General features: G+C 42.3%; 21 protein-coding genes, 1 pseudogene and 1 riboswitch. Of the genes and pseudogenes, 8 read left to right on the top strand and 14 right to left on the bottom strand.

The genetic code is table 11. The features are described from left to right. Positions 1 to 204 precede the first annotated feature (204 nt). The 8 genes from AAEZ02_RS13890 to thiC all read right to left on the bottom strand — a co-directional run bounded on the left by AAEZ02_RS13890 (position 205) and on the right by thiC (position 8,765). A complete protein-coding gene (locus AAEZ02_RS13890; RefSeq protein ID WP_351123670.1) occupies positions 205 to 1,662 on the bottom strand; it encodes a putative metalloprotease CJM1_0395 family protein in 1,458 nt (485 codons plus the stop codon). A 2-nt stretch (positions 1,663 to 1,664) separates the two neighbouring features. Then, a complete protein-coding gene (locus AAEZ02_RS13885) occupies positions 1,665 to 1,952 on the bottom strand; it encodes a chemotaxis protein (RefSeq protein ID WP_101031084.1) in 288 nt (95 codons plus the stop codon). An 87-nt stretch (positions 1,953 to 2,039) separates the two neighbouring features. Further along, positions 2,040 to 3,155 carry a 2-iminoacetate synthase ThiH gene (gene thiH / locus AAEZ02_RS13880; RefSeq protein ID WP_124013043.1) on the bottom strand — a complete coding sequence of 372 codons (1,116 nt, stop codon included), beginning with the start codon at positions 3,153 to 3,155 and terminating at the stop codon, positions 2,040 to 2,042. After that, complete coding sequence (locus AAEZ02_RS13875) at positions 3,152 to 3,967, bottom strand: thiazole synthase (protein WP_124013042.1); 816 nt, start codon at positions 3,965 to 3,967, stop codon at positions 3,152 to 3,154. The genes thiH and AAEZ02_RS13875 overlap by 4 nt, the downstream gene beginning before the upstream one ends. Before the next feature lie 2 nt (positions 3,968 to 3,969). After that, on the bottom strand, positions 3,970 to 4,197 hold the full coding sequence (thiS, locus tag AAEZ02_RS13870; RefSeq protein ID WP_124013041.1) for a sulfur carrier protein ThiS: 228 nt from the start codon (positions 4,195 to 4,197) through the stop codon (positions 3,970 to 3,972). Beyond that, a complete protein-coding gene (locus tag AAEZ02_RS13865) occupies positions 4,184 to 5,026 on the bottom strand; it encodes a HesA/MoeB/ThiF family protein (protein WP_164839475.1) in 843 nt (280 codons plus the stop codon). The genes thiS and AAEZ02_RS13865 overlap by 14 nt, the downstream gene beginning before the upstream one ends. Continuing rightward, positions 5,023 to 6,741: a bifunctional hydroxymethylpyrimidine kinase/phosphomethylpyrimidine kinase gene (locus tag AAEZ02_RS13860; protein ID WP_124013039.1), complete on the bottom strand. Its 1,719-nt coding sequence runs from the start codon at positions 6,739 to 6,741 to the stop codon at positions 5,023 to 5,025. The genes AAEZ02_RS13865 and AAEZ02_RS13860 overlap by 4 nt, the downstream gene beginning before the upstream one ends. A gap of 5 nt (positions 6,742 to 6,746) precedes the next feature. Continuing rightward, complete coding sequence (gene thiC, locus AAEZ02_RS13855; protein WP_351088742.1) at positions 6,747 to 8,765, bottom strand: phosphomethylpyrimidine synthase ThiC; 2,019 nt, start codon at positions 8,763 to 8,765, stop codon at positions 6,747 to 6,749. Positions 8,766 to 8,974: 209 nt separating this feature from the next. Then, positions 8,975 to 9,074: riboswitch (TPP riboswitch) on the bottom strand. Positions 9,075 to 9,338: 264 nt separating this feature from the next. Here thiC and AAEZ02_RS13850 point away from each other — a divergent pair. Beyond that, positions 9,339 to 11,480 carry a TonB-dependent receptor gene (locus AAEZ02_RS13850; RefSeq protein WP_124013037.1) on the top strand — a complete coding sequence of 714 codons (2,142 nt, stop codon included), beginning with the start codon at positions 9,339 to 9,341 and terminating at the stop codon, positions 11,478 to 11,480. Positions 11,481 to 11,959: 479 nt separating this feature from the next. On the opposite strand, the gene AAEZ02_RS13845 is transcribed toward AAEZ02_RS13850, so the two are convergent. Beyond that, positions 11,960 to 13,237: a TIGR03503 family protein gene (locus tag AAEZ02_RS13845; RefSeq protein ID WP_351123684.1), complete on the bottom strand. Its 1,278-nt coding sequence runs from the start codon at positions 13,235 to 13,237 to the stop codon at positions 11,960 to 11,962. Positions 13,238 to 13,308: 71 nt separating this feature from the next. Continuing rightward, positions 13,309 to 14,037, bottom strand: a complete 729-nt coding sequence (dnaQ, locus tag AAEZ02_RS13840) for a DNA polymerase III subunit epsilon (RefSeq protein WP_101031066.1) — start codon at positions 14,035 to 14,037, stop codon at positions 13,309 to 13,311. Between the two features lie 77 nt (positions 14,038 to 14,114). Between dnaQ and rnhA the strand changes: the two genes are divergently transcribed. Beyond that, a complete protein-coding gene (gene rnhA, locus AAEZ02_RS13835) occupies positions 14,115 to 14,588 on the top strand; it encodes a ribonuclease HI (protein WP_124013035.1) in 474 nt (157 codons plus the stop codon). 25 nt (positions 14,589 to 14,613) lie between these two features. Here rnhA and AAEZ02_RS13830 read toward each other — a convergent pair whose 3' ends face one another. Beyond that, complete coding sequence (locus AAEZ02_RS13830; protein ID WP_124013034.1) at positions 14,614 to 15,393, bottom strand: methyltransferase domain-containing protein; 780 nt, start codon at positions 15,391 to 15,393, stop codon at positions 14,614 to 14,616. Positions 15,394 to 15,759: 366 nt separating this feature from the next. Between AAEZ02_RS13830 and gloB the strand changes: the two genes are divergently transcribed. Both gloB and AAEZ02_RS13820 read left to right on the top strand, forming a co-directional pair. Continuing rightward, a complete protein-coding gene (gloB, locus tag AAEZ02_RS13825; RefSeq protein ID WP_124013033.1) occupies positions 15,760 to 16,539 on the top strand; it encodes a hydroxyacylglutathione hydrolase in 780 nt (259 codons plus the stop codon). A gap of 142 nt (positions 16,540 to 16,681) precedes the next feature. Further along, positions 16,682 to 18,235, top strand: a complete 1,554-nt coding sequence (locus AAEZ02_RS13820) for a lytic transglycosylase (RefSeq protein WP_124013032.1) — start codon at positions 16,682 to 16,684, stop codon at positions 18,233 to 18,235. A 314-nt stretch (positions 18,236 to 18,549) separates the two neighbouring features. Here the strand turns inward: AAEZ02_RS13820 and AAEZ02_RS13815 are convergent, their stop codons facing one another. Both AAEZ02_RS13815 and AAEZ02_RS13810 read right to left on the bottom strand, forming a co-directional pair. Next, the gene (locus AAEZ02_RS13815; RefSeq protein WP_351077533.1) at positions 18,550 to 20,373 is read right to left on the bottom strand and encodes an AsmA family protein; all 1,824 of its coding nucleotides are present in this window, start codon (positions 20,371 to 20,373) and stop codon (positions 18,550 to 18,552) included. Positions 20,374 to 20,399: 26 nt separating this feature from the next. After that, positions 20,400 to 20,894, bottom strand: coding sequence for a putative 4-hydroxy-4-methyl-2-oxoglutarate aldolase (locus AAEZ02_RS13810; RefSeq protein ID WP_101031054.1), 495 nt, complete (start codon positions 20,892 to 20,894; stop codon positions 20,400 to 20,402). A gap of 194 nt (positions 20,895 to 21,088) precedes the next feature. On the opposite strand from AAEZ02_RS13810, the gene AAEZ02_RS13805 reads away from it, so the two are divergent. Next, positions 21,089 to 21,403 carry a hypothetical protein gene (locus tag AAEZ02_RS13805; protein WP_101031052.1) on the top strand — a complete coding sequence of 105 codons (315 nt, stop codon included), beginning with the start codon at positions 21,089 to 21,091 and terminating at the stop codon, positions 21,401 to 21,403. An 88-nt stretch (positions 21,404 to 21,491) separates the two neighbouring features. Here AAEZ02_RS13805 and AAEZ02_RS13800 read toward each other — a convergent pair whose 3' ends face one another. Continuing rightward, a complete protein-coding gene (locus tag AAEZ02_RS13800) occupies positions 21,492 to 23,141 on the bottom strand; it encodes a methyl-accepting chemotaxis protein (RefSeq protein ID WP_351077538.1) in 1,650 nt (549 codons plus the stop codon). Positions 23,142 to 23,862: 721 nt separating this feature from the next. Here AAEZ02_RS13800 and AAEZ02_RS13795 point away from each other — a divergent pair. The 3 genes and pseudogenes from AAEZ02_RS13795 to AAEZ02_RS13785 all read left to right on the top strand — a co-directional run bounded on the left by AAEZ02_RS13795 (position 23,863) and on the right by AAEZ02_RS13785 (position 25,232). Further along, complete coding sequence (locus tag AAEZ02_RS13795; protein ID WP_351077541.1) at positions 23,863 to 24,054, top strand: SDR family oxidoreductase; 192 nt, start codon at positions 23,863 to 23,865, stop codon at positions 24,052 to 24,054. Beyond that, a pseudogene (locus tag AAEZ02_RS13790) lies at positions 24,042 to 24,723 on the top strand (phosphotransferase family protein); the annotation flags it as partial. The gene AAEZ02_RS13795 and the pseudogene AAEZ02_RS13790, both read left to right, overlap by 13 nt. Positions 24,724 to 24,725: 2 nt before the next feature. Continuing rightward, positions 24,726 to 25,232, top strand: coding sequence for a histidine phosphatase family protein (locus tag AAEZ02_RS13785; protein WP_351123666.1), 507 nt, complete (start codon positions 24,726 to 24,728; stop codon positions 25,230 to 25,232). Positions 25,233 to 25,255 lie beyond the last annotated feature (23 nt).

Genomic DNA, 25,255 nt, shown 5'->3' with positions numbered 1-25,255 from the left:
TAAGTCTAAATGTCACTTTAATCTAGTTAACCTCGGTCGGGATAATAAACGGTTATCAAACAGCCACTTGTTCAGCTACTTATGTTGCATTGACTTGCAATAGACTCACAATACGCAACATAATCTAACCACTCAGCATGGTAGCTTTTCTAGGCTTAGCGAATGTTAACTTAATACCTGATGAGGCATAGATAAAGGTGGGTATTACACGTAAATTTCGATTTGACGAGCTGAGTTTATTTCAGCCTTATGGGTACCCTTTACAACCGTTTCATTTGCAACAGTAAGATGGCCCTGCTCTGCTGATAATGGCCGCCTGGAGGATAATAAATTCATATTAGTCTCATCGGCACCAAGGGTGTCATTTATCGTTAAAGTACGGCTATTAGGCGTGATAGGATTGTGGGAATGAGTTATTGAAGTGGATCCTGACTGATTATCTGAGGCCGTAAAAAGGTTACCGGACTCAGAGGTATTTTGACTTTTTTGTGTAGACCCAGTGTTTTGTTGGCTTTGTTGAATTAACTCTTGGTTTGCATCATTGATGTTTTTTAATGCTTGCGCCGCAACATGAATGTCCGCCATTGACGGTTGCACAGGGGCCATTGCTGCTGCATACACTTTCTGCATTTTACTTAACGTTGCTTGGGAATCGCCATCTACGGTCGACACATCAATATTGACTCCACCATCGACAACATAGCGACGCCCATCTGGGCCTTTTTCATATTGATAACTTGGACTTTGGGCTAAACTGCCACCTATTGCTGCGTGGGCTTTTTCGTGCGTTTTAACCTCGGTATCTCGCTGCGTGAGTTGGTCGATCTGTATTGTTTCAGCTCGCTCTATTTGCTGTTGTTTTGTTGCTACCTTTTGCTCAACTTGTTTTGCTGCGGCCTCATCTTGGGTGTTTGATGCTTGAGGCTCTGCAGTTGCTTTGGAATCATCTAACAATGCAGTTCCCGCAGTGTCATTTATGGGTGTAGCTGAACTGACCGATGGCTTATTAATATGATTAACCGCTGGTTGTTGTGTATTAGCCGTATCACTTTTACTCGTGCTGGTTGATATCCCTGTACCAACTGATGTTGGTGCAACAACGCCCGGAGCCGGCACTTGAGTTTGTGAACGATTCAATACACCAGCCAGATTGAGTGGGCCACTTTTAAAATGGTAACTGTGGAGTGGATCAGCACCGACGTTTTTTTTAGACTGAATGTCATTTTTGTCTGAGATGCTAGACGAAAAACCCGGCTGAGTATCCGTACTGGGTAAATTAACCTTGAGGTCTTTTGACGCGTTAAATGTCGATGTAGCCGCTGCTTGAATTGAGTTAGAGCTGGATTTAAGCGAACTATTGTTAACCAAACTATTGTTAACCCAATTAGACTGAACGGCTGCAGATTGGGTGTCTATGGATTTAGTTGTTATCGCTTGGGTAGTATTGACTTGAGCGTTATTGATTTGAGCGTTATTGATTTGAGCGTTATTTGTTTGAGTGCTACTTATTTTAGAACTACTTATTTTAGTGCTACTTACTTGAGAGCTAGTTGCTTGAGAGCCAGTCGTTTGAGCCTCTGGTGCGGATAATGAATTGCGATGGTTTATTTGGGCAGCATTGATAACTGACCCTGTGTTAGCGGAAACCATTAACGCACTCATGATTACACTTGGATATCAATCAAGCTACCAACTGTCTCAGATGCCACTTCAATCACTTTCGAGGATGCTTGAGCTTGATTGGATGATTCAGTCGCAGACACTAAGGCCGCTGTGGTATCTGTTTGTCCAACAGCACGAGAGCTTAATGTCACAGTCTCTTGTGTCGATGAGCTAGGCACCGCCGGTTTTTGTTGATCTGGCATTGCAACAGATGTTGTCGCTTGGGCTAAACCTTGTTGAGCACTTTGCAATCCTTGTACACCTGATGCATACGCTGATTGAACTTGCATAATAACCGCTCCTGATCCTAAAAAGTCGATTTAGTATGGGCTAAATCGACTAATATGTATAGTTTTCAAACACAACTAACCTATATTTTAGCCTTTAACCCAACCCATCTCCCAATCTTTCCATACGGGATTAATCCCCCGTAGTTTCATTTGAGTAACAACTTGTTCAACAGAGCGACTATCACTGATCTCAAATTGGTCAAGCTGACTGTCTGGTGTCATGTAACCACCTGGTTGAGTTGAGCTTCCTGCACTCATGTGGGTAATGCCTAAAGGGAGTAAATTATCCCTCAACGACGGTAGCTCGCGAGTCGACAAACTGATTTCAAGCTGCGGATTAAACAATCTAAATGCACAAATCATTTGTACTAAGCCTGCATCGGTTAATTCAACTTTCGGCGTAATACCGCCAGTACAGGGGCGTAAACGAGGTAACGAGATACTGTATCGGTTGCGCCAATAGGTTTTCTCTAAGTAATCTAGATGAAAGCCCATGAGTAATGCATCTAATCGCCAATCATCGAGTCCTAGTAACACCCCTAAGCCAATTTTATCAATCCCCGCTTTTGCCACTCGGTCTGGGGTATCTAAACGGTAAATGAAATCTTGTTTTTTACCGCGAGTATGGTGTTTAGCGTAAGTGTGTGGCCGGTAAGTTTCTTGGTACACCATAACGGCATCGACCCCTAACTGTCCTAGACGTTGATACTGATGAGTATCCAGCGGCTGAACTTCCATCGCCACGTAATTAAAAGCCGAGTTAACTATCGGTAACATCGACTCAAAATATCCCATTCCAACTTTGGTTTCATGCTCGCCAGACACCAATAATATCGAATCAAAGCCTCGTTGTTTAATAATCGCAATTTCTGCGGCTAACTCTTCCTGAGTAAGCGTTTTACGCTTGACCTTATTGCTCATACTAAAACCACAATAATCACATTCATTAGCGCACAGGTTAGACAAATACAAAGGCAAAAAAAGACCAATATTGGCACCAAATCGTTGCCGTGTAAGCTGGGCAGCTTGCTGCGCCATTGGTTCAATATATGCCATTGCCGCCGGCGATAATAACGCTAAAAGACTGTCTATATTGCCGCTAGGGTTACGTAACGCTAACTCGACCTCTTTGGCGGTAGTCGAATACAGCTTCATCGATAACGCATCGGGAGCCAATTGCGAAAAGACCGTAGAATACGTCATGTTGAATCTCTCATAATATGAGCTGTCGGGATTGGTACCTTTATTGATGAATCAGTCAAAAAAGCCGTTAATGGGCTTGTCGCATCAGCGTGATGGTTTACTGCGCCTAATCCGGCAAGATATGCTTGTCTTCCGGTAGCAACCGCATCAGCAAAGCATTTGGCCATTTTCTGAGGATAAGCACTACTGGCAATCGCGGTATTAACCAATACTGCAGCGGCGCCCATTTCCATGGCCCTGCAAGCTTGTGATGGCGCGCCAATTCCAGCATCGATTATCACTGGTATAGTGGCTTGTTCGATGATGATGCGTAAAAAGGTTTCCGTCGCTAAGCCTTGGTTGCTGCCAATGGGACTGCCAAGAGGCATGACTGCGGCGCAACCGACTTCTTCTAGTCGCCGACATAACACAGGGTCGGCATGCACATAAGGCATAACAATATAGCCTTGCTCACACAAGTATTGGGCCGCTATCAGTGTTTCAATGGGATCGGGCAGTAGATATTTAGGATCGGGATGAATTTCGAGTTTAATCCATTTAGTACCGAGCATTTCATAAGCCAGCTCAGCGGCAAAAATAGCTTCTTTTGCATTACGCGCCCCAGCAGTATTGGGCAGTAATTTTACCCCCAGACTTTGCAATGGCCCGAGTAAATTATCATGGCCGCGTGTTAAATCGATACGCTTCATGGCCAAAGTCACTAACTGCGACCCCGAACTGGCTATCGCTTGTAACATAGTGTTGTGATCTGCAAACTTTCCCGTTCCGGTAAATAAACGCGACGAGAATTGATGATCGGCTATCGTCAACATTATTAACCTCCAGCAACGGCAGAAAAGACCGTAATATTGTCGTTCGCTTGACACAATATATGCATCCAACGGCTTCGTGGTACAACACTATCATTGACGACGATGGCAACAGACTGAGTGGGTAAATCACATAAAATCAATAATTCGGCTACATTCAAATTAGCCCGAACGATTTGTTCGACCCCATTGAGTTGCAACGTTATCTGAGAGTGGCTATCAATATGTGTCATTAGGCTGCTCCGCATGCTGAGTTAATGCCTGCTGATGACACATTTCACAGTCTGGGTCTCGAGTCATATTGGCATGCTGCCAGCGTAAATCCTTAGCATTAAAATGATGTAAAATACCGTATTGGGTAAAGGTATTACTGATATGTTGTATGCCCACCAGCGCTTGCATACTGGCAATAATACCCACAGCAGGCCCAAGCACGCCTGCTTGGGTACAATTTTGCGCCATGTCCATATCAAGTGGATATAAACAACGATAGCAACCGCATGGTGAATTTGAGCCTGGGTCTGAATATGGGTCTGAATCTGAGCCTGAACATGAAAAATCAATACAAAACACTTGTCCTTGATAACCACTGATCGCCCCACTAACCAGTGTCAATTGATGCTCAACACACATTTGGTTAATAAGCTGCCTAGCACTGACATTATCAGTGCAGTCAAACACCACGGTTTTACTCATCTGTTGCTTGGCAAGCTTATTAAAATGCTGGGCCGTGACTTTTCCCGCTAGCACATCGATGTTGATCTCAGGGTAAGCAGCACTTAGCACCTTTTTTGCAACCTTGACTTTTGCTTGGCCAATATCTGCGGCCGTGAACAACAGTTGCCTTGGTAAGTTTGATAACTCAACAACATCGTGGTCAATTAACAGCATGTGCTGAACACCTGCTGCCGCGAGGTAATGCGCCACTACATGGCCTAATCCACCAACGCCGACAATCACCACCGCGCTATTCATAATGGCAAGTTGACCCGCTTCCCCTATATTGCTCAGTAACATGGTGCGCGAGTACTGGATATAGTGCCTATCAGATAAAGTGTTCATACGCCCTCCGCAGATAAATTCACTTGCGGTAACGACCGTGTAAGCTGTAGCCATTTGTGATGCAAGGCTAGATAAGCCTTGGCGGGATCTACAGCAGTGGTCACAGCCCTGACAACCGCAGCATCACCCACCCCTGTCTTAGCAATTAACGCAAGGTTACTGAGATTGATTCCGCCAATCGCTACGGTTGGATAATGACGCGAAAATAAGCTGACATAACGAGTCAGCTTGTTGACCCCTTGGGGGGCTGATGGCATTTTTTTAGTGGTGGTGGCAAAAATATGCCCGAGGGCAATATAGGATGGTGAATACTGGTGGGCTAACAAGGCTTCAAAATAACTGTGACTGGATAAGCCTAATGCAAGTCCACCATCGGCAATCGCGCTTAAATCTGCACTTGCCATGTCTTCTTGACCTAAGTGAACCCCAAAAGCACCGTGTTTAAGCGCTAATTGCCAATGGTCATTGATAAATAACTGAGCATGAAACTCGCGACCCAGTTTAATCGCAGTGATGATATTGTTTTCCAGTGGTAATCGCGGCTGACAGTCTGCATCTGGATCGAGCTTAGTGCGATATTGGATTGTCTTGCAACCTACTACTAGCAGTTGTTTTAGGATATTAAGATCATCAACAACGGGATAAATACCTAACGGTTGAAGCAAGCCTGTAAAGCCATTATGCGCCGCGCGCTTAACCGTAAAAGCTTGAGCTAGATTGCCTGATGTGATTAAGTTGATTAACGGCATAACCTCTAGATCATCGGGCCAACCCGTTCGGGCTAACACACCAGCACCTTGCCCAGGACAGAAGCCTAATGCTAAGCCTTTACTGACATAAGCTTTTGCCAATACGATAGCGTCATGCACCACCAAATCATGGGCGATAAAGCATGCAATAGCAGATGATAATGTACAACCACTGCCATGATTATTGCTCAAGGTTATCCGCGGACTGGTTAATGTAAATGATGCATTATCGTGGGCAATACTGGCGCCCTTTACGGCTTTACTCACATAAATATCTATCGCAAATTGGTGCTGCCACAGGGCATCACCTCCTTTGGCGAGTACATGGCAGTTAAAGCTATCTGATAACCACTTAGCGTTGTTGATCATCTGCTGTTGCAAAGTGCTAACGGTGTTTATTTCAATAGATGATCTATTAGATGACTCAACAGGCGGTTCAACATCTATCTCATCAGTTCGATGTTGTGCCAAAACGGAATGACGACATAAGCGGCGTAATTCATGTTGATTAGGGGTTAATAAGTCAATTAAGCCAATAAGAGGACTAAAATCGAGATCCATAGGATTAAAGCTAGCACCACTGCTGGCGACCATCACAGGATCAAGTATCACAAACGGCCTAATCTTTCGCGTCATTCGCATTTGAGTCAAACACTCCGCCAATAGGTCTACCTGAGCTTGGGATGCCAACAGTCCGATTTTAATCGCAACTGGCGGTAAGTCAGCCAGTAAACTCGCAAATTGTGCCAATAGCATAGGTTCAGAAACAGGCTCAACCAGGCTTACACTAACGGAGTTTTGCGCGGTTAAGGTGGTTATCACGCTACACCCGTGACACGATAAATCCTGCATGGTTAATAAATCAGCTTGAATACCAGCCCCACCACCACTGTCTGAACCGGCTATAGTCCAAACAATAGGTGGTGTTGGCGTTATGTATTCACTGACAAGCGTCGTTGAATTCATAGTGATTATTCAACCTCAGCCGTTAAGTCGATATCGGCTTTTACAACCGGTTTAACCTCATGATAAATCGCCGATCCAGCGGCTTTAAATTCCGCCGACTTTTGCGCCATCGCCTCAGTTTGGCTCAAGGTTTGAGTTTGATCTGAATGTTGATCTAGAGGGTGGCTTTGATAAGCGCTAGCTGAAGCAACTTCAATCTTAAGCGCTTGTGCTTGCTCAAGATTAGCGGCATATTCGCGCACTTCATGGGTGATTTTCATTGAGCAAAATTTGGGTCCACACATCGAACAAAAATGGGCCACTTTAGCTGACTCTTGCGGTAATGATTCATCGTGATAAGCCCGTGCGGTATCAGGATCAAGACCTAAGTTATATTGGTCTTCCCAGCGAAATTCAAAACGTGCTTTTGATAAGGCGTTATCTCGCACTTGAGCCCCAGGATGTCCCTTAGCCACATCTGCCGCATGGGCAGCAATTTTATACGCGATGAGTCCTTGCTTTACATCATCTTTATTAGGTAAACCCAGGTGCTCTTTGGGGGTGACATAACACAACATTGCCACGCCGTACCAGGCCATCATGGCAGCACCAATCCCCGAGGTGAAATGATCATAACCAGGAGCAATATCGGTGGTTTGTGGGCCTAAGGTATAAAATGGCGCTTCGTCACAATGGGCTAATTGTTTTTCCATATTGACTTTAATCAGCTGCATCGGCACATGACCAGGGCCTTCAATAATCGTTTGCACGTCATATTGCCATGCAATTTTAACTAACTCACCTAGGGTTGCTAATTCTGCAAATTGGGCTTCATCATTGGCATCGGCAATAGAGCCGGGGCGCATGCCATCGCCTAATGACAACGACACATCATATTGAGCACAAATTTGGCAAATATCGCGAAAATGTTCATATAAGAAACTTTCTTTATGGTGGCTTAAACACCACTTAGCCATAATAGAACCGCCACGCGACACAATACCGGTTAAGCGTTTAGCCGTCATCGGCACATAACGCAATAACACGCCGGCGTGGATAGTAAAATAATCCACTCCCTGCTCAGCTTGTTCAATTAAGGTATCTCTAAACACTGACCAATTAAGATCTTCAGCAACCCCATTAACCTTTTCTAATGCTTGATAAATGGGGACTGTGCCAATAGGCACTGGAGAATTACGAATAAGCCATTCACGCGTTTCATGAATATAGCGCCCTGTCGATAAGTCCATTACCGTATCTGCGCCCCAACGAGTGGACCACACCAGTTTTTCAACTTCTTCTTCAATTGAAGATGTCACTGCTGAATTGCCAATATTGGCATTCACTTTAACCAAAAAGTTACGCCCAATAATCATAGGTTCAGTTTCTGGGTGATTAATATTAAGCGGAATAATCGCTCGACCTCGAGCCACTTCATCGCGAACAAATTCAGGGGTAATTAACTGGCCGATATGCGCGCCAAAAGCTTCCCCAGGTGCTTTTTGAGTCAGTACACTGTCTGTAACCTCACTGCGAGCCATGTTTTCACGAATGGCAATATACTCCATTTCTGGGGTGATAATGCCTTGGCGAGCATAGTGCATTTGGGTCACACATTTGCCTGTTTTAGCGCGTTTCGGGGCAACAAGAGCATCAAAACGTAAATGGTCTACACCATCGTCGGCGAGTCTTTGCTGCGTAAAACCAGAACTTGCTGCGGATAATTGTTCGGTGTCAGCACGTTCATCAATCCAAGCTTGGCGAATTTTAGCCAAACCTTGGCGGACGTTGATATTGGCTCGGGGATCAGAATAAGCACCGGCACAGTCGTACACCATAATAGGCGGATTAGCTTGCTTGATGGGCTCGGCATCGCTGCCACCCATCACGGTATCAGATTGATTAACTTGGCGCATAGCAACATTAATGTCCGCGCGGCTGCCGGGTAAATAGACTTTTTCAGAATTAGGGTGTTGTAACGGTTTAAGGGTATCTATAAATTGTTGAGCGTTAGCTCGAGTTTGACGACGGTTTGGATTTGACATTAGCAACCTCATTATTAAGAGTAGAGTTGCTTGTCTGGAGAGGTGTTGATAGCAGCAGTGAACAATACAAACGCTATTGTTCACGTTAATAATCATATGTAAAAAATAGTAAAATAATAACCTAACAGGATATCAAAACCGATAAATAGACCCGGGATTAAGCATCACTTATTCTGTTGTTAATACTTTATTTATCTTCCTCAATAATCATGATTATTACGCTTGTTTCCTTCGCAGGTTCTAGCCTGATCAGGTTCAACGGATCCCGAATAAACGGTCTCAGCCATAATGGCACTCCGACAAGATGTCCGCCAGTATAAGCAAGCTTGTATCAAAATAACAAGACCTTAATGTGTAAATAGTACCAATATCATCACTTATCGGCGTAGTGGATAGCCTGACTCATGTGTCATTAAAATATTAACTCATCCTATGACGCAAGTTTAAACAAAGGTGCGACAATATGCCGCATTTATTAAGTTTATTAGCAGGTTATAATTTTTTCAAATCTCATATGTACCATTAATAGCATTCATCAATGGTACATATCCTTGACCGAAAAAGGTGATCGTTTTGACAAAATCGACTGAGCAAACACTTAATGTATTAAGCAATACTCCTTGGCTTTACTCATCAATCGCATTGGCGATCAGTGTTGCCATTACGCCACAAGTGATAGCTAAGCAGTACACTGCACAAGATAGCTCTCGCATTGAACACGTCACGGTACACGGACAACAAACTGCACATAAAGACCTGTTAGGCTCAGCAGAAAATCTACTCAAAAAACAAGGCGTCGATTTTTCACAAGCCGGTGGCGTATCAGCCTTACCTATTTTAAATGGCATGATGGGCGATCGCATTAAGATACTTATTGATGGCAGCGACATTACCGCATCATGTGCCAATCACATGAATCCGCCGCTCTCCTATGTGTCTGCAAATCAAATCAGTTCTGCGCAGGTGGTCGCGGGGGTATCTCCTGTCAGTGCTGGCGGCGATAATATTGCCGGTGTGATAAAAATCAGTAGCTTAAATCCCATTTTTGCGAATAGCGATACGGTCACATGGCACAGCGGTAATGTGGCTGCAGGTTATCGCAGCGCTAGCGACGCCTTTTTAGCTGGTGTCAATGCGACCCTAGCAAGCAAAGAACTCAGTGTTAGTTATCAAGGCTCATTTGAAGATGCAAACAGCTATACCGATGGTCATGGCGATAAAGTATTAGACACGCTATACCAATCACAAAATCATGCCTTAACCGCAGCTTGGCAAGACGATAGCCAACAAATTGCCATTAAACTCACACATCAGCATATTCCTTATCAAGGTTTTGCCAACCAATATATGGACATGACTAACAATGACAGTTATGGCGCTTTAGCCCGCTATCAATTGCAACTCGATAACGAAGGTCTGTTCACGTCCCAAGTCAATTGGCACAGTGTTGAACATGAAATGGGATTTTTTACTGACGAAAAAATCGGCATGATGCCAATGGAAACCACAGGTAAAGATTACAGCTACCAACTGCATTGGCTATTACCCATAAGTTCAGACAGTACCTTGCTGATTGGGCAAGAATATTATGTTTATCAACTTGATGATACTTGGCCTGCTATTAATGGTTCTACCATGATGGGGCCCAATGATTATATCAATATTAATGACGGCAAGCGTCAACGCGCAGCTCTTTATGGTGAATGGCAGCAAACCTTAAATCGTCGTTGGTGGCTGTCGGCTGGTGTACGCTATGAATATGTGTCAACAAGCACAGGTGAAGTACAACCCTACAACACCATGAGCATGATGGGCATGACAAATGTGAATGCTACCGCAGCTAACGAGTTCAATGACCTTTATCGTAAGCGCAATGACAATATTATCGACGCTACCCTGCTTGCGCGTTATCAATTGAGTGATACCGAAGTCATTGAATTAGGCTTAGCGAGAAAGAGCCGCGCGCCTAATTTATATGAACGCTATAGCTGGGGTCAAAGCACCATGGCCACGACTATGATTGGTTGGTACGGTGATGCAAATGGCTATATTGGTAATCCTGATCTTAGCGCCGAAACGGCACATACCTTAAGTGCAGCATACAAGCTGGTACAAGACGATTTAGCTTTTAGTGCAACCGCCTGGTATAGCACCATTAAAGACTATATCGATGCCGATGTGGTAGGTCATTTTAACAAAACCACAATGGCCAATACTCGGCGTAATATTTTACAATTTGCCAATGTTGACGCCACCCTGTTTGGCGCACGTATGGATGCTGAATATCAACTAGCAGAAAACAGCAGTGGTAAGTGGCTAATGGTCGCTAATGTCAGTGCGACTCGCGGGGAAAGAAATGACAGTAACGAGCCCTTATATCAAATAAAGCCTTTGCAAACTGAGTTGGCTTTACAGCAAGAACGGGGGGATTGGCAAAATAGTGTTAGCTGGCAATGGGTTGCAAGCAAAGATCGCGTTGATAGTCAGCGTTTAGAAAACTCAACAGACTGTTACTCACGGCTTAACTTAAGCAGCAGTATTCAATGGCAAGATGTGACAATGACCATCGCAGTGAACAACCTACTCGATGACTATTATCAATTGCCGCTGGGCGGTGTCAGTGTTGCACAATACAAAGCAGACAGCAGTAACGGCTTTGAACCAATAGCCGGTGCAGGCCGCTCATTGGAGCTCAATGTTAGTTTCGCATTCTAATTGACACCAGAGGCGTGCTAAAAAAATCAAGTTTACGTTTGGTTAAGTCGTGGCATCCTCATACGTTAGTAACACTTTTTTGAAGCATTACCAATCTGCCACTGATTTTTAAATGAATGACCCCGCAGAGCCCTTAGTGACAGACCGCGGCCCATTAATAATGAAGCGAAAAAACCACGAATGGAATTCACTCATGGAATTCACTCATGGAATTAGGGCCAAACAATATAAATCACATTGTGGGCCCAACTGAGCTACTGCTGCTGTTGGTGTTAAAGCAAAAACGTCTATCGTGATGTAGAGATTTTAGTCTTATTTTGACGGAGCTTATGGGACTACACATTTGTCTTCGATACTTGTGATAGACCGACTATCTCTAATAAAGCGTCCTAACCTTTCACGGAGTGCTAGATAGACACAAAACATATTGTCCATTGTCAGCCGCTAATATTTGGTAAAACAATACTCGAGTTGGCGGCTTAGGTTTTATCGTCTGGGATACTCAAATCAATATCATCTAAGTCGACGCTTTGAAGAATACTGTCTTTGGGCTTATCTTCATCGACTCGATTTTTGTTTAACCTTTGTTCTGCCGCTGCCATCGCCTTTGCCAATGTCTGCTTTTTACGCCACACCACCAAACCAACAACGCCGACTAAAAAGAGTACCCCGTTAATGGTAATAATCCAAAACATGGCATTATCCTTGGCCACTTGTTCTTCAATGGCAGCCTGAATGGCCGCTTTTTCAGCCAGCGCTTGGGCTGTTGGCGCAGGCGCAGCCGGTTCGATTAAATTGAAAAACATTTCTGGTAAATTAAGGACGATTTCACGGCCATCGACTGTTGTCGACACCACATAACCTTTAACCCGATAACTACCAAACTTGGTCACTTTAGGTAGATATAAAATTTGATCTGAACTGGTCACTGTTTGCAATGTGATCGGCAGTTTTAACCCGGCAGGCCCCACTAATTCAAACTCAAAATGAGTTTGTGCTAACAAAACAACAGATTCATCAACCGATAATTGTATTTGCCATATGTCTTTTAATGGGTCGCTATTGGGCTCCATTTTAACGTTTATCGGTTGTGGCGAAAGCTCAAAAGGCATCACATATTCGCGTTCGAACACATCATTTCGTGCTGTGACATTGAGCACATAATGGCCGGTGGGTTGTTGTAAATTAGGGTTACCGGTAAATATACCATCGTCTGGCACTTCATCTAACTTTTCACCATTGTCTTGATACGCGCCAACAATAATGGTTCCTGTTGCAAAATTATTATCGCTAGCAAGGCGCTCACTGGTAAAACGAGCCGTCCACTCAACCATGTAATCTAAACCCGGCATTCTCATGGTTAACTTATCACCCAAGAGTCTAGCGGTCACTTTCAGCCTTTCCCCTTGATATAGGGGTTGTGGCAAGGGTTGTACCTCAATGTCCAACTTAGAGATTTTTTTGATGGTCGAGCCTTGGACCACATTACCGAGTAACTGCCAAGGCCCTGGCATCGGCTTTTCGATATAAATCATATCGGCAGCAAGACCATCCACCCATTTTACGGTCTGGGGATGACGATTTGAATACCATTTACTGCCATCAGGTAAAATCACCACCACAGGAGCAGAACCATAGGTGCGTTGAATCACCAAGGTTAGATTATCAACCATATGATCGATTCGAAAACGATTTTTAAGTTCTGCAGCTTGGGATGCTATGACCATTGAAGCTTGGGCATAAGGTTGCCAAGCCATGATGAGACCAAGCGAAAATAAACAAGCAATTGCAAGATAACCGGTGCGAGTGGCAATCATATAAGGTTGGTTTACCCTCTCCAGAGACATTTACCTGACTTCGCAATGAGATCAAGTCGTTGTTCATGTAATAGTATTTCATCGGCAGACGCACCGACGACTTTAAGATTAAACGCAACTGGATCGATTTTTTTTATTCCGCCAGCTTCATAGCCTGCTTTTTCATTAGACAAATTAAACTTAATTTGTCCACCCGTCATGATTAAGTAAACATCAGCAAGAATTTCTGCATCGAGTAACGCGCCGTGGTACGTACGGCGACCGTTATCGATACCATAACGTCGACACAGTGCATCTAGATTGTTTTTTTGGCCTGGATGTAAACGTTTCGCAATCGCCAAACTGTCTAAAATACTGCAAATATCTTTGGTTTTCGGCCCGATAGGATTGAGTTTCGAAAACTCATGATCCATAAAGCTCACGTCGAAGCTGGCGTTATGAGCCACAATTTCAGCGCCATCGATAAAATCGATGAAATCTTTCGCTATTTGGTGAAACCGCGGTTCGTTAGCAACACGATCATTGCTAATACCGTGAACTTGAATAGCTTCCTCATCAATCGCTTGACCAGGATTAATATATTGGTGATACGTTCGACCCGTTAAGCGACGATTAATCACTTCAACACAACCAATTTCGATAATTCGGTGACCAATATGTATTGGCCCACCAGCTTGGTTCATACCGGTTGTTTCGGTATCGAGAATGACTTGACGACTAGCACTGGAAATTATGTTCATATTTTTTACTCATTCAGCCCTCGCCTTGGTATAAATTGAGTATACTGGCGCGAATATTTCGCTATGGTAACAATTTGATGGCCGAACTCAAACAGCTGAATATCTTTACTGATGGCTCTTGCTTAGGAAATCCCGGACCTGGCGGTTATGGCGTGGTAATGAAATATAAACATCAACACCATGAAATAGCCGATGGGTTCTCATTAACGACCAATAACCGCATGGAGCTTTTAGCCCCGATTATTGCCTTAGAAGCTTTATATGAACCATGTAATATTATTTTAACCAGTGATAGCCAGTACATGCGTCAAGGCATTATGACTTGGATCCATAGTTGGAAGAAAAAGGGTTGGATAACCTCAACCAAACAACCGGTCAAAAATGTCGATTTATGGAAGCGTTTAGATGCGGCCAGTCAATTACACAAAATTGACTGGCACTGGGTAAAAGGCCATGCAGGCCATATTGAAAACGAGCGTTGTGACGTATTGGCTCGAAAAGCCGCCGAAGCTAAGCCTCAACAAGCCGATACGGGTTATAAGCCAGAGTAATGGCTTAACTATGATTTATGTATTGCTAATATTTTGTCGGTTTTAACAATGGTTTTTTAATACGTTGGGTATGAGTTAATCCAGTGCGGCCTGCTGTTGGTGCGGTTGACCAATTAGGTGCTTTTAGCTTTGATTTATCTTTTATTGGCGTAAGCGGTGTGGTCATTTTTCGAGCCACGATTAAATAGACACTGCCGGTACTGGGCAACCAATTAGCAATACTTTTTTGCCACCATGGTGTTTGTTGAGGTTTGTTGGCTTGATAAGGCATATTGACACCGCTTTGCCCTAATAACGAATGGTACATTAAGCGTTCATCCGCTAAAACTTGATAACCCAGTAATCCGAGCCAATCTTTAACTCTTGATGGCATAAAAAATTGCCCATTCCAAGGTAATTGAGTTTGATATTTTGGCAGGATTTTGCCGATAAAAGCTGGACTGATAGGATTAAACCCAACAATAAAAATATAACCACTGCTAATGAGCACCCGATCGAATTCACGTAAAATTTGATAGGGATCCGATTCAAATTCCAGTAAAAAACAACTTAGCACAGCATCAATGGCACTTTGCTGTACCGGTAAATGATGAGGATCGGCCTGAATACTGGCATCCGCACCGTCATAAACACTAAAGTGTCGTGCAATATTGCAATGTAGACTGTTTAGCTGGCTGCTTAACGCCCCTGCTTTAAGTAAATGATAGCCAAATATGCGCGGCCACCAAGGTGCTAATTTAGCTTCTATCTCGGCTTGTAACAATTCACCAAAAGGTAAGTCTTGCCAAATATGGGGTTTTAACATGGAGCCCGCCAACTTTAAAAATGTCAGATTTACTGAGTCAACTCTACCATAGCTTATTTAATTTTCAGCTACCGATCATTAATACTGTCTAACATGGCATAAATTAACACTATACCAACATGATTAACGTTGTTATCACTCAGAGTCAATCAAGCTTTTTAGTTCACTCATGGTTGAAATAATAGTGACGCCTTTATCAAACAAGACAACAAGGAAGCGGTTACCTAGGATAACGGTGCCTTCAATCCAGTGATGTCGTGACATCACACTAAATGGCCGAAGTGTTACCCGATAACCCATGAATTTGGTATTGTCTCACGATATCCGTTACCCTAACTGATAGTCAATCATCACTTGAGTAAGATCATGCTTAACGTTCATACTATTACTGCATTTAACGATAATTATATTTGGTTAATTCATCAAGAAAACAGTCGCTATGCTTACGTCGTTGACCCTGGCTGTGGTCAAAGTGTTATTGATTATATCTCAACAACAGATCTTAAATTAGTCGGAATTTTAATCACTCATCATCATGCTGATCATACCGGCGGTATTGAAATGTTACAGCAACATTTCAAGCATGCGCTTAATGTATATGGTCCTGATAATGAAAAAATTGCAGCGTTAACTCATCCTCTTAACGTTGGATCACAATCCACTCTCAATGTTCCCCATCTCGATCCAATAACCATAATGGCGGTTCCGGGACATACCTTAGGACATATTGCTTATTATCTACAGGAAAGCCTGTTTTGTGGTGATACTTTATTTAGCGCGGGCTGCGGACGTTTATTTGAGGGAACCGCGGAACAAATGCTTAAATCACTTTCAATGCTTGCACAGCTGCCCGATAGCACCAAAGTGTATTGTGCCCATGAATATACCGAGGCAAACCTTAAATTTGCGCTACATGTCACACCAAATAATCAGCAATTAATTGATTATGCAGACAAGGTCAAACGATTAAGAGCACAAAAAAAACCTACTATTCCGAGCTCAATAGGCACAGAAAAAGCCATCAATCCTTTTTTACGTTGCCACCTACATGAGACTCAGAACGCAATTGCGGCCCAACTAAAAGAAAAAGAAATAGATACTATTCAAACATTTACACAAATTAGATTATGGAAAAACAACTTTTAGATCAACATGAAAACAGTTTAATAAGACAAGTTAAAATAATTAATCTACAATGCGAAATTGAATTAGCATGACCAAAAAAGTCTTGAAGGCATTTGGTATGTTCCATTTTAATGCCTGAAAACTTGAGGAAGTGTATCTTCAAATGAAAGCTAACTTATTTATTATAGCTGGCAGTATGCTGGCTGTAGCAGGGTGCCAAACACTCTACACTTCAGAGCCAAGTTCTGATAGTACAACCCAGACGGTTACATCTAACGCTAAAAGTAAAAAATCGGCGACGGTATCCCTTGATCAAATTGAAGAACAAGTTGCTGAAGTTAACAACTTATGGTTCAGGATCAGCAATCAAATGCGTTTCCCTATTGTCGAGAATACATTGGTGGATCATTACCGCCAATGGTACATCGATAATCCGCGGCATTTGGAGATTGTGACCCAACGTGCTAAGCCATATCTGTATTACATCGTTGAACAGCTTGAACAACGCAATTTACCCTTAGAGCTCGCATTATTACCGATTATTGAAAGTGGATTTGACCCACTAGCCTACTCTCCAAGTCACGCATCAGGTCTATGGCAATTAACCTCACCGACCGCGATTTCTTTTGGAGTGAAAACCAATTGGTGGTCCGACGGACGCCGTGATATAGCCTCGTCCACAAAAGCGGCTTTAGATTTAATGGAATACCTCTACGCCAAAATGGATCACAATTGGTTATATACCATTGCCGCTTATAATTCTGGTGAAGGCCGAATATTCAATGCAATAAAACATAATCAAGCTCGCGGAAAATCTACCGATTTCTGGTCATTATCTGTTCCACGAGAAACCGCTCACTATGTGCCTCAATTATTAGCATTGGCAGATGTGATTAAACATGCTGACAAATACGGTATCAATTTAATTGCTATCGATAATTCGCCACAAATAGAAGTGGTCAATATTGAAAGCCAATTAGACATTAACTTAGCGGCAGATCTCGCTCAAATAGACATCAATGATTTAAAAGCGATTAATCCGGGTTTAAAGCGCTGGGCAACGGCACCACAAGGGCCACATCAATTGATTGTGCCTAGTGATAAAGCGGCAACCTTTAAACGAGCATTAGCCACTATTGAACCAAACTCTCGCATTAACTGGGTTCGTTATAAAATTAAGTCTGGTGACAGTATCAGCGAAATCGCCGATCAATTTGAGACGACTGCAACGTTAATAAGAAGCAGTAATGGCATTAAAGGCAATAATATTATTGCCGGTAGGTTTTTAATTATTCCTGTTGCAGCAAAAGATCCCGATTTAGCGACGATGATCGCGGACCAAGTGCTGGCTCGCCGAACTGTGGTTAAATCTAGCCCAAATAAACAAGTTTATACCGTTAAGTCTGGTGATTCGTTATGGAAAATTGCACAGTCACAACAAGTGAACGTGGCACAATTAGTTAAATGGAATAATCTTAAGAAAAAATCGACATTAACCATAGGTAAATCGTTAGTTATTTTTCCTAATGAAGTCGCCAATAGCAACGCTAGCAATGAGAAAACCGTTAACTATCGAGTCAAATCAGGTGATTCATTATCGCGTATTGCCCTTAAATACAAGGTTACCGTTGCTGAATTAATCGAATGGAACAGTTTACAAAGCAGTTCCTTGATCCAACCTGGACAAATATTAAAACTGATCATGACCAATAGCTAGTCACTGTAGCGAATGGGTGATTGTGGTGATCTTAGCTTGAAAATTTGACACAGTGCTGATTTCAAGCCTCACATAAAAAAACGGACAAGTGATAACCTGTCCGTTTTTTTTATGCAGTAAAATGTGGGCAGATAAATGCTAATCTGTTCATCGTGCTCAATGACGTTTTGATGCTTTATCTGCACTGTCATTACCGCGACTTAAGTACATCTTGCTTACCAAGATAACCAATTGTATATCATAAGCGCTAGTCGCCTTCACAAGGCTGTAGTCGTAAAGAAGACCTACAGCCACTAGTATCCAAAGACGATCAATTAAATGCCAAGCTTTTTAAACAATCCTTCTTTTAGCTTTTCTTTGGCTTTGTCGGCCTCATCTTTAAATTGGCCTTCTAATAACGCTTTGGTATCAATACCAAACTTAGGATCTTGGAATGTGCCTTTAATGGTTAATGGAATATCAACACCTTTGAGTGATTCATCAACAGCATCACCTTGACCCGATAAGGAACCCACCACACTGGTGGTTAACGTGTAATCCAAGGCTTCAGTAGCAATGTTTGCCGTACCATTACCTTTTAAACGTATTAACGGTGAAGCCATCGTTAAGTCAGGGTTGTTAACGACAGCGTCTTTAAGCGTAAAGCTGCCGGTTAAACTGGTAAAATCGGTTTTTAAGGCTTCTTTTTTATCTGCCGATAAATCACCTTTTAATTTTTGCTGTGCACTGCGGATCATCTGCGGAATATTAACCCCATAGAGCGCGCCATCTGCCACTTCAAACTTACCCACGGCTTCGAGATTTTTTTTCATATTATCGGGGATCAAACTAGCGCCACTGCCGTTAACTTCAAAGCTCGCTGTACCAGAAATCAAATCCACTTCTGCCGCATCCGTTAATAATGGAAGAATTTGCACGCCAGTCAATTTTTTATCAAACTGATACGTCGGCACCGCTTTACGAGCGTCTAACTTAGCGCTAAGCGCTAGTTTACCTTCATATAAATTGGCAGTGAGCGACGATAAGGTTAATACACCTTTATTAATAGCCAGTTTCATTTGCCAATTTTGCGTCAGCATATTACTGACTTTTATTGATTTAGCGGTCAAATTTAAGATTAAATCCATACTCTTTAATGCTGATAAATCAGGTTCTTGGCTCGGCGCAGTGTCGGTTTTCTCCCCTGGCTTGTCGGCCTGGTCTTCTTGCTGTGGCAGTAGTGCATCCACATCAATATCACCAACGTCTAGATTCATCGCAATTTTCGGAATGCTAGTGCCATAGTTGACCTTAACATCACCGGTTGCGGCTAAGTCCATAGCTGATATTTTGGTCAATTGCAGCGCTATGGTTTTGGCATCTAATGCCAGCGTCATTTGTGTAGTGAGCTCTGCGGTAACCGCTTTTCCCGGTAAGCTGTCGCCTTGGGCTTTGTGTACCATAGCAAAATCATTAATAGTGACATTCTTTAATGCTTGGTCGACTTTAACTTTACCCTGGCCAGATGATGTTAACTGCATATCAGGAAGCGTCGCAGAAAACTCGTAAGCAAAATCAGCGAATTGACCTAGGCTGAATTGACCTAAGGTAAAGCTTTTTAAACTGAAGGTCTGGGTGGTATTGCTGGCCATATCAATGAGATTAATATTGGTATTGGTCAGTTCAATGCCGCCAATGTCCAACGTCTGCAACAATTTTGCTTTTGTGTCGCTACTTGCTGTCGCTTTTGGCTTGTCTGCAGTGGTTTTTGCCGCCAATCCATCAAAACTGGTTCTGCCGTCTTTTTGAGTCACTAAATGTAGTGTTAATCCGTCTAGCTTTAATAAATCAATTTCAATCTGTTGGCTAAACAATGGCATCAGTGCCACACTGGCCACTGCCTCATTAACATCAAGCATTGATGCAGGCGTAAACCCATCTGGATTAGATAACGAAATACCCCCGAGCTTTATTCCTAAAGAGGGAAACACACTCCAACTTAAGTCTTGGGTGATTTGTAAGTCGCGGCCAGTTTGTTTCTTTACGGCATCGACAATTTGCGGTTTAACATTATTTAAATCGAAAAACATTGTCAGATAGACTGTCACACCTACCACTAAGGTTAGCACTATCGCTAAAAACCACTTTATTACTTTCATTTTGCTCTTCCTTGTCTGTCGCTATTTTAAGCTAAAATAGTTAAATCCAATGCCTGTCTACTGACAGCAACACCATTTAAATCAGCGTAGATCATCATTCCAGGAAAAATACTGACACCCGCAATCTCAATTTTCACATTGACTTCACCTACGTCTTTTTTATCCGTTTTAATTGGATTAGTGCCTAAAGCTTGCACGCCAATTTGCATGGTGTTGATGGTTCCAGCGTCACGAATACAACCATTAATAATGATACCTTCCCAGCCATTCTTACATGCATTTAGAGCGATCATGTCACCAAGTAGCGCACGTCTGGTTGAACCACCACCGTCAACAACCAATACTTTTCCTTGCCCATTTTTAGCTAATTCAGATTTTACCTTGGAATTGTCTTCAAAGCATTTTACGGTCACCACTTCACCATAAAATATAGGCTTGGCACCAAAGGATTGCCATGGATTAGACAATAATATTAATTGTTCAGGGTAATGATCGAATAAGTCCGGTAATAGATCTAACATAAGTCCTCCTTGAAAATCTGAATCTTAGATTACTAATTATTAGGCAATTCAACAAGTTTTGTTAACGATACATTATTATACTCAAAAAAGTACTGTTAACTTAGTCTATGAACCTATCCACAAACTAAGTTAAAGAGTGACTTATTCGATAAAAATGCATATAATTTCCAAAAATAACGTAAAAAATCATACTTATGAGTGAAGATTTAAATTTACAACAAATGATGGATGCGTTTGATGAGTTAGACTTCGAACAACGCACCACAACAAACCTTGGAAATGCGCGTAATAAACAGCAAATGACGGCGTATATTGATTCGTTGGACTTTAGTTTGCGCCGCTTATTAATCTTGCAAGATACGGTAAATTCTATTGTTGAACAAAAACAAATAGGCTTACTTAAACAAGAGCATATTCAAACTTATAAAACTAAAATCATTAATCTTTCACGCAAATACAATATCTCGTATCAAGATGTCATCAATATTATGGTGCAATTATCACGTTAATATTGATGAACTAACTGTGTCAATTTCGTTATAGAATATCACCATATCAATCGGGCTAATTGAATCAATCAGCCCGATGAGCAAGCTGTTATTTTACCTTAAATTGATCCACAAGCTCATGCAACTCAATCGCACCTTGTTCAATATCCATACTGCCATTATTAATGAGCTCATTTTGAGTTCTATTTTCTAATGACATGTCATTAATACGGGTAATATTCATATTGAGCTCTGCTATAACCGTACTTTGCTCTTCTGTCGCAGCAGCGATTTGAACATTCATTTGCGATATTTGCTCAATTGAAGACTTAATATTATCAAGCGCACCAACAACTTGCTGAGCTTCATTGACCGTTTCGGATGATTTTATTTTGGCTCTGGCAACAGAGGCATTAACACTGTTAATGGCACTTCTGATTGCGTCGACGATAAGATTAATTTCACTTGTTGAAGCTTGGGTTCGGCTAGCAAGAGTACGAACTTCATCTGCAACAACCGCAAAACCCCGACCCGCCTCGCCGGCTCTAGCCGCTTCGATAGCGGCATTCAAAGCGAGTAAATTAGTTTGATCGGCAATGCCCACAATCACATCAAGAATTTGCCCAATTTGACCGGAACTCACTTGTAAGCCTTTTGCAACATCTTCTGTTGTCGCCAACTCATTGGATAGTTCTGAAATTTTTTGCATCGCGTTATCAACCACGGTAGCAGATTTATCTGCTTCAGTGTCAGCATGATGGGTGCTGTCTGCGGCTAATTGTGCATTAGAAGCCACTTCAGATGCGGTCATTGACATTTGATTAATGGCGGTCGCAACATTTGCCGTTTCGGCTTGTACATTGGTCGAAATTTGATTGGCTTGTTGTGCAATGATTGACATGTTTTTGGCTAAACGGCTTGATTCATCAACCGACTGACTCACCGATACAATAACGTTCTGGATTTTATTAATAAATACGTTGAAATGATGCGCAATATGTTTGAGTTCATCATTTCCCTCTTCAGATAAACGTAAGGTCAAATCCCCTTCACCTTTAGCAATATTTTTAAACGCGTTGATGGTTTCCATCATAGGTACAGAGATACTTCGAATAATAAAAAACAGTAGCAAAATGACTGGTAACCAAACTAACGTGAGTAATATTAAGTATTGGGTAATAAAATGGTTTTTGTCGGCTTGAATATCATCAACATAAATACCTGTACCGATGATCCAGCCCCAAGGTCTAAAACGCTTGACCACGGACATTTTCGGGCTAGCTTGCTCTTGCTGTGGTTTGTTCCACATGTAATCCACCCGGGCAAAATCCTGTTGCTCTGTCCGTTGGATCATCTGTGCGAACAGTTTTACACCGTTTGGGTCTTTCATTGATAACACGTTGGTATCGACAAGTTTCTTGGCAAAAGGATGTTGGATCATTACCCCTTGAGTATCAATGCTGAAATAATATTCATTGCCCGAATATCTCAACTTATCGATTGCCGCCAAGGCCATGACTTTAGCTTCATCTTCAGTGATGATCCCAGACTGCGCATCTTGATAATATTTGTCTGCTATGGTGGTAGCGACGTCAACCAAAGCATTCAGTTTGGCTTCTTTTTCGTTAATTAACACGTTTTCAACTCGGGTTAATGAAAACCAAAAAACCACAATCGTGGCAATAATAGCTAATGCCAACATCCCCAGTAAACGGTTAGCAATGGTCGTTTTGCGAAAAAACATATTGGTTGGGTTCATATAGGCACCATTTGATTATTATTATTATTAGGCTGGTTTGATATTAGAATTGGAATTTATGTTGGTTCAGGCTAGGCAACAATAGTAGAAGCCTAAAGTGTACTCAGTCGGTTAATTGTTGTTTACAAGGCAATTATCAATATTTATATAAAAATAAATATAATAATCAGTTATTTAATTTTTTATCATCTAAGGGTTACCGTATTCTCCTTGCCCGTTTTCGGGCATGATACCGTGCCGCAGTGGCGGGTTCAATTAGCCGATAGTCGACTATATCACTACTGTGTCGTGACGCTAACCCAACAGATCTAGTGACCTTAACATCAGCAATCGGCCAATCGAGTTGATAACGGTCATTCAACAAAGCATTGGCAATTTCACACCTTGTCACTCAGTCACCTTCTGCTACAGTCTTATAAATGATTCACCACCACATCGATACTATGACATTGATACTATGACATCGGCGGTCAATCAACACACAAAAAGGATCAGAAAGGAGCTTTTATGGGCTAAAAGGAAATTAACAGTTCGAGTCACATCAATGGCAAAATCCACTTCCCCATTGGTTAACTGTCGCGCTATATCTGTTATCACAAGCCGCCTTAACCTCCCCCATTCCTTTTATGTCGAACTATAACGTCTCAAAAGCCGCGGTGGTGCCGCAGTCAGAAACATTGCACTTAGAGCTTTGCGATGACAATATCAATGTATGCAGATTATGGCCTGTTTTTTTAAAACGAATCTTGGCAGTAGTTTACGTACCCAATTACCCCCATGGAAAATCATGGACAAGCGCTTTGATAAGTCACAGATTAATGCATCGCAAGTGACTGACATAACCTTTAAAGGCGAAAACAATAAGCCGTTTTGGTTACTGACACAATCACAAGGTAATGACCTAAAGGCTTAAAAGTCGATAAACAACAAACCACAACGATGTGCACCAATGTGAATGTTTGATCGAATTGCACAACGTTGACATTGAGGCCGCTGGTCTTAATCACATAGGAAAAGGCGAAGGGTACACCCTGCGCCAAATTGATGGTTGGAGCCAGCGCTATGCTCAAGCTAAAATATGGAATGCACCCTCAGGAAACGTGTTATGGCTTGGTTACAACAGCATAAACCCGCACAAACAACCATTTGTTTAACCCACAATGATTTTCGGTTTGATAACGTAGTGTTAGACCCCGATAACATAGGCAAGGTGAAAGGAATATTAGACTGGGAGCTTGCCACGCTCGGCAATCCGTTGATGGATTTAGGCAACACCCTAGCCTATTGGGTTGAAGCGGATGATGATTTTTTAGCGCAGATGACCCGCCGCCAACCGACACATCTTGACGGCATGCTAACGCGTCAACAAGTGGTTGCATATTATTGCGATAAAATGGATATCATCATTGATGATTTCCGCTTTTATGCAGTGTTTGGTTTGTTCCGTTTAGCGGGTATTGTGCAACAAATTTATTATCGCTACCTCCACAAGCAAACTCGTAATCCGGCGTTTAAACCGTTTTGGATTTTGCCTCATTATTTAATGTGGCGTTGCAAACGTGCAATGAAACAAAAAGGATAACCATGGCGAACATTTATTTAATCCGTCACGGCCAAGCCAGTTTTGGTGCCCATAATTACGACAACTTGTCGAACTTAGGACGTACCCAAGCTAGGCTCTTGGCTGAACATTTTAATCAACGCACTATTCGCCCAAATCGTGTTATTTGTGGCAACATGACCCGCCATCAACAAACTCGTGATGCGTGCTTAGCCACCTTATCACCCCCCTTATTACACGACCCATTACAGATCAGTTCAAAGTGGAATGAGTTTAATCATGAAAACGTGATTGCAGTCTATCGCCCAGAATTAGCCAAACCAGAAGCCATGAAGCAGTATCTTCACCAGCAAGCTTCACCTACGAGAGCATTTGTTGAGTTATTTAGCCAAGCCATTTTACAATGGCAACAAGCACCTAATACTCATGATTACAGCGAATCTTGGCAGCACTTTAGCCAGAGAGTGGCCAGTGGCTTATACTCAAGTGAATTCAAACTGCAGGTTTTAATTTCTGAAAGTTATCATTAATTGTATCACCGAGCGTGTCAGCA

Origin of the sequence: Shewanella sp. T24-MNA-CIBAN-0130 (assembly GCF_040310185.1) — a bacterium.
Lineage (GTDB): Bacteria > Pseudomonadota > Gammaproteobacteria > Enterobacterales > Shewanellaceae > Shewanella > Shewanella psychromarinicola.
The sequence above is the reverse complement of the archived record's forward strand: the minus strand, read 5'-3'. Positions and strand labels throughout refer to the sequence as shown.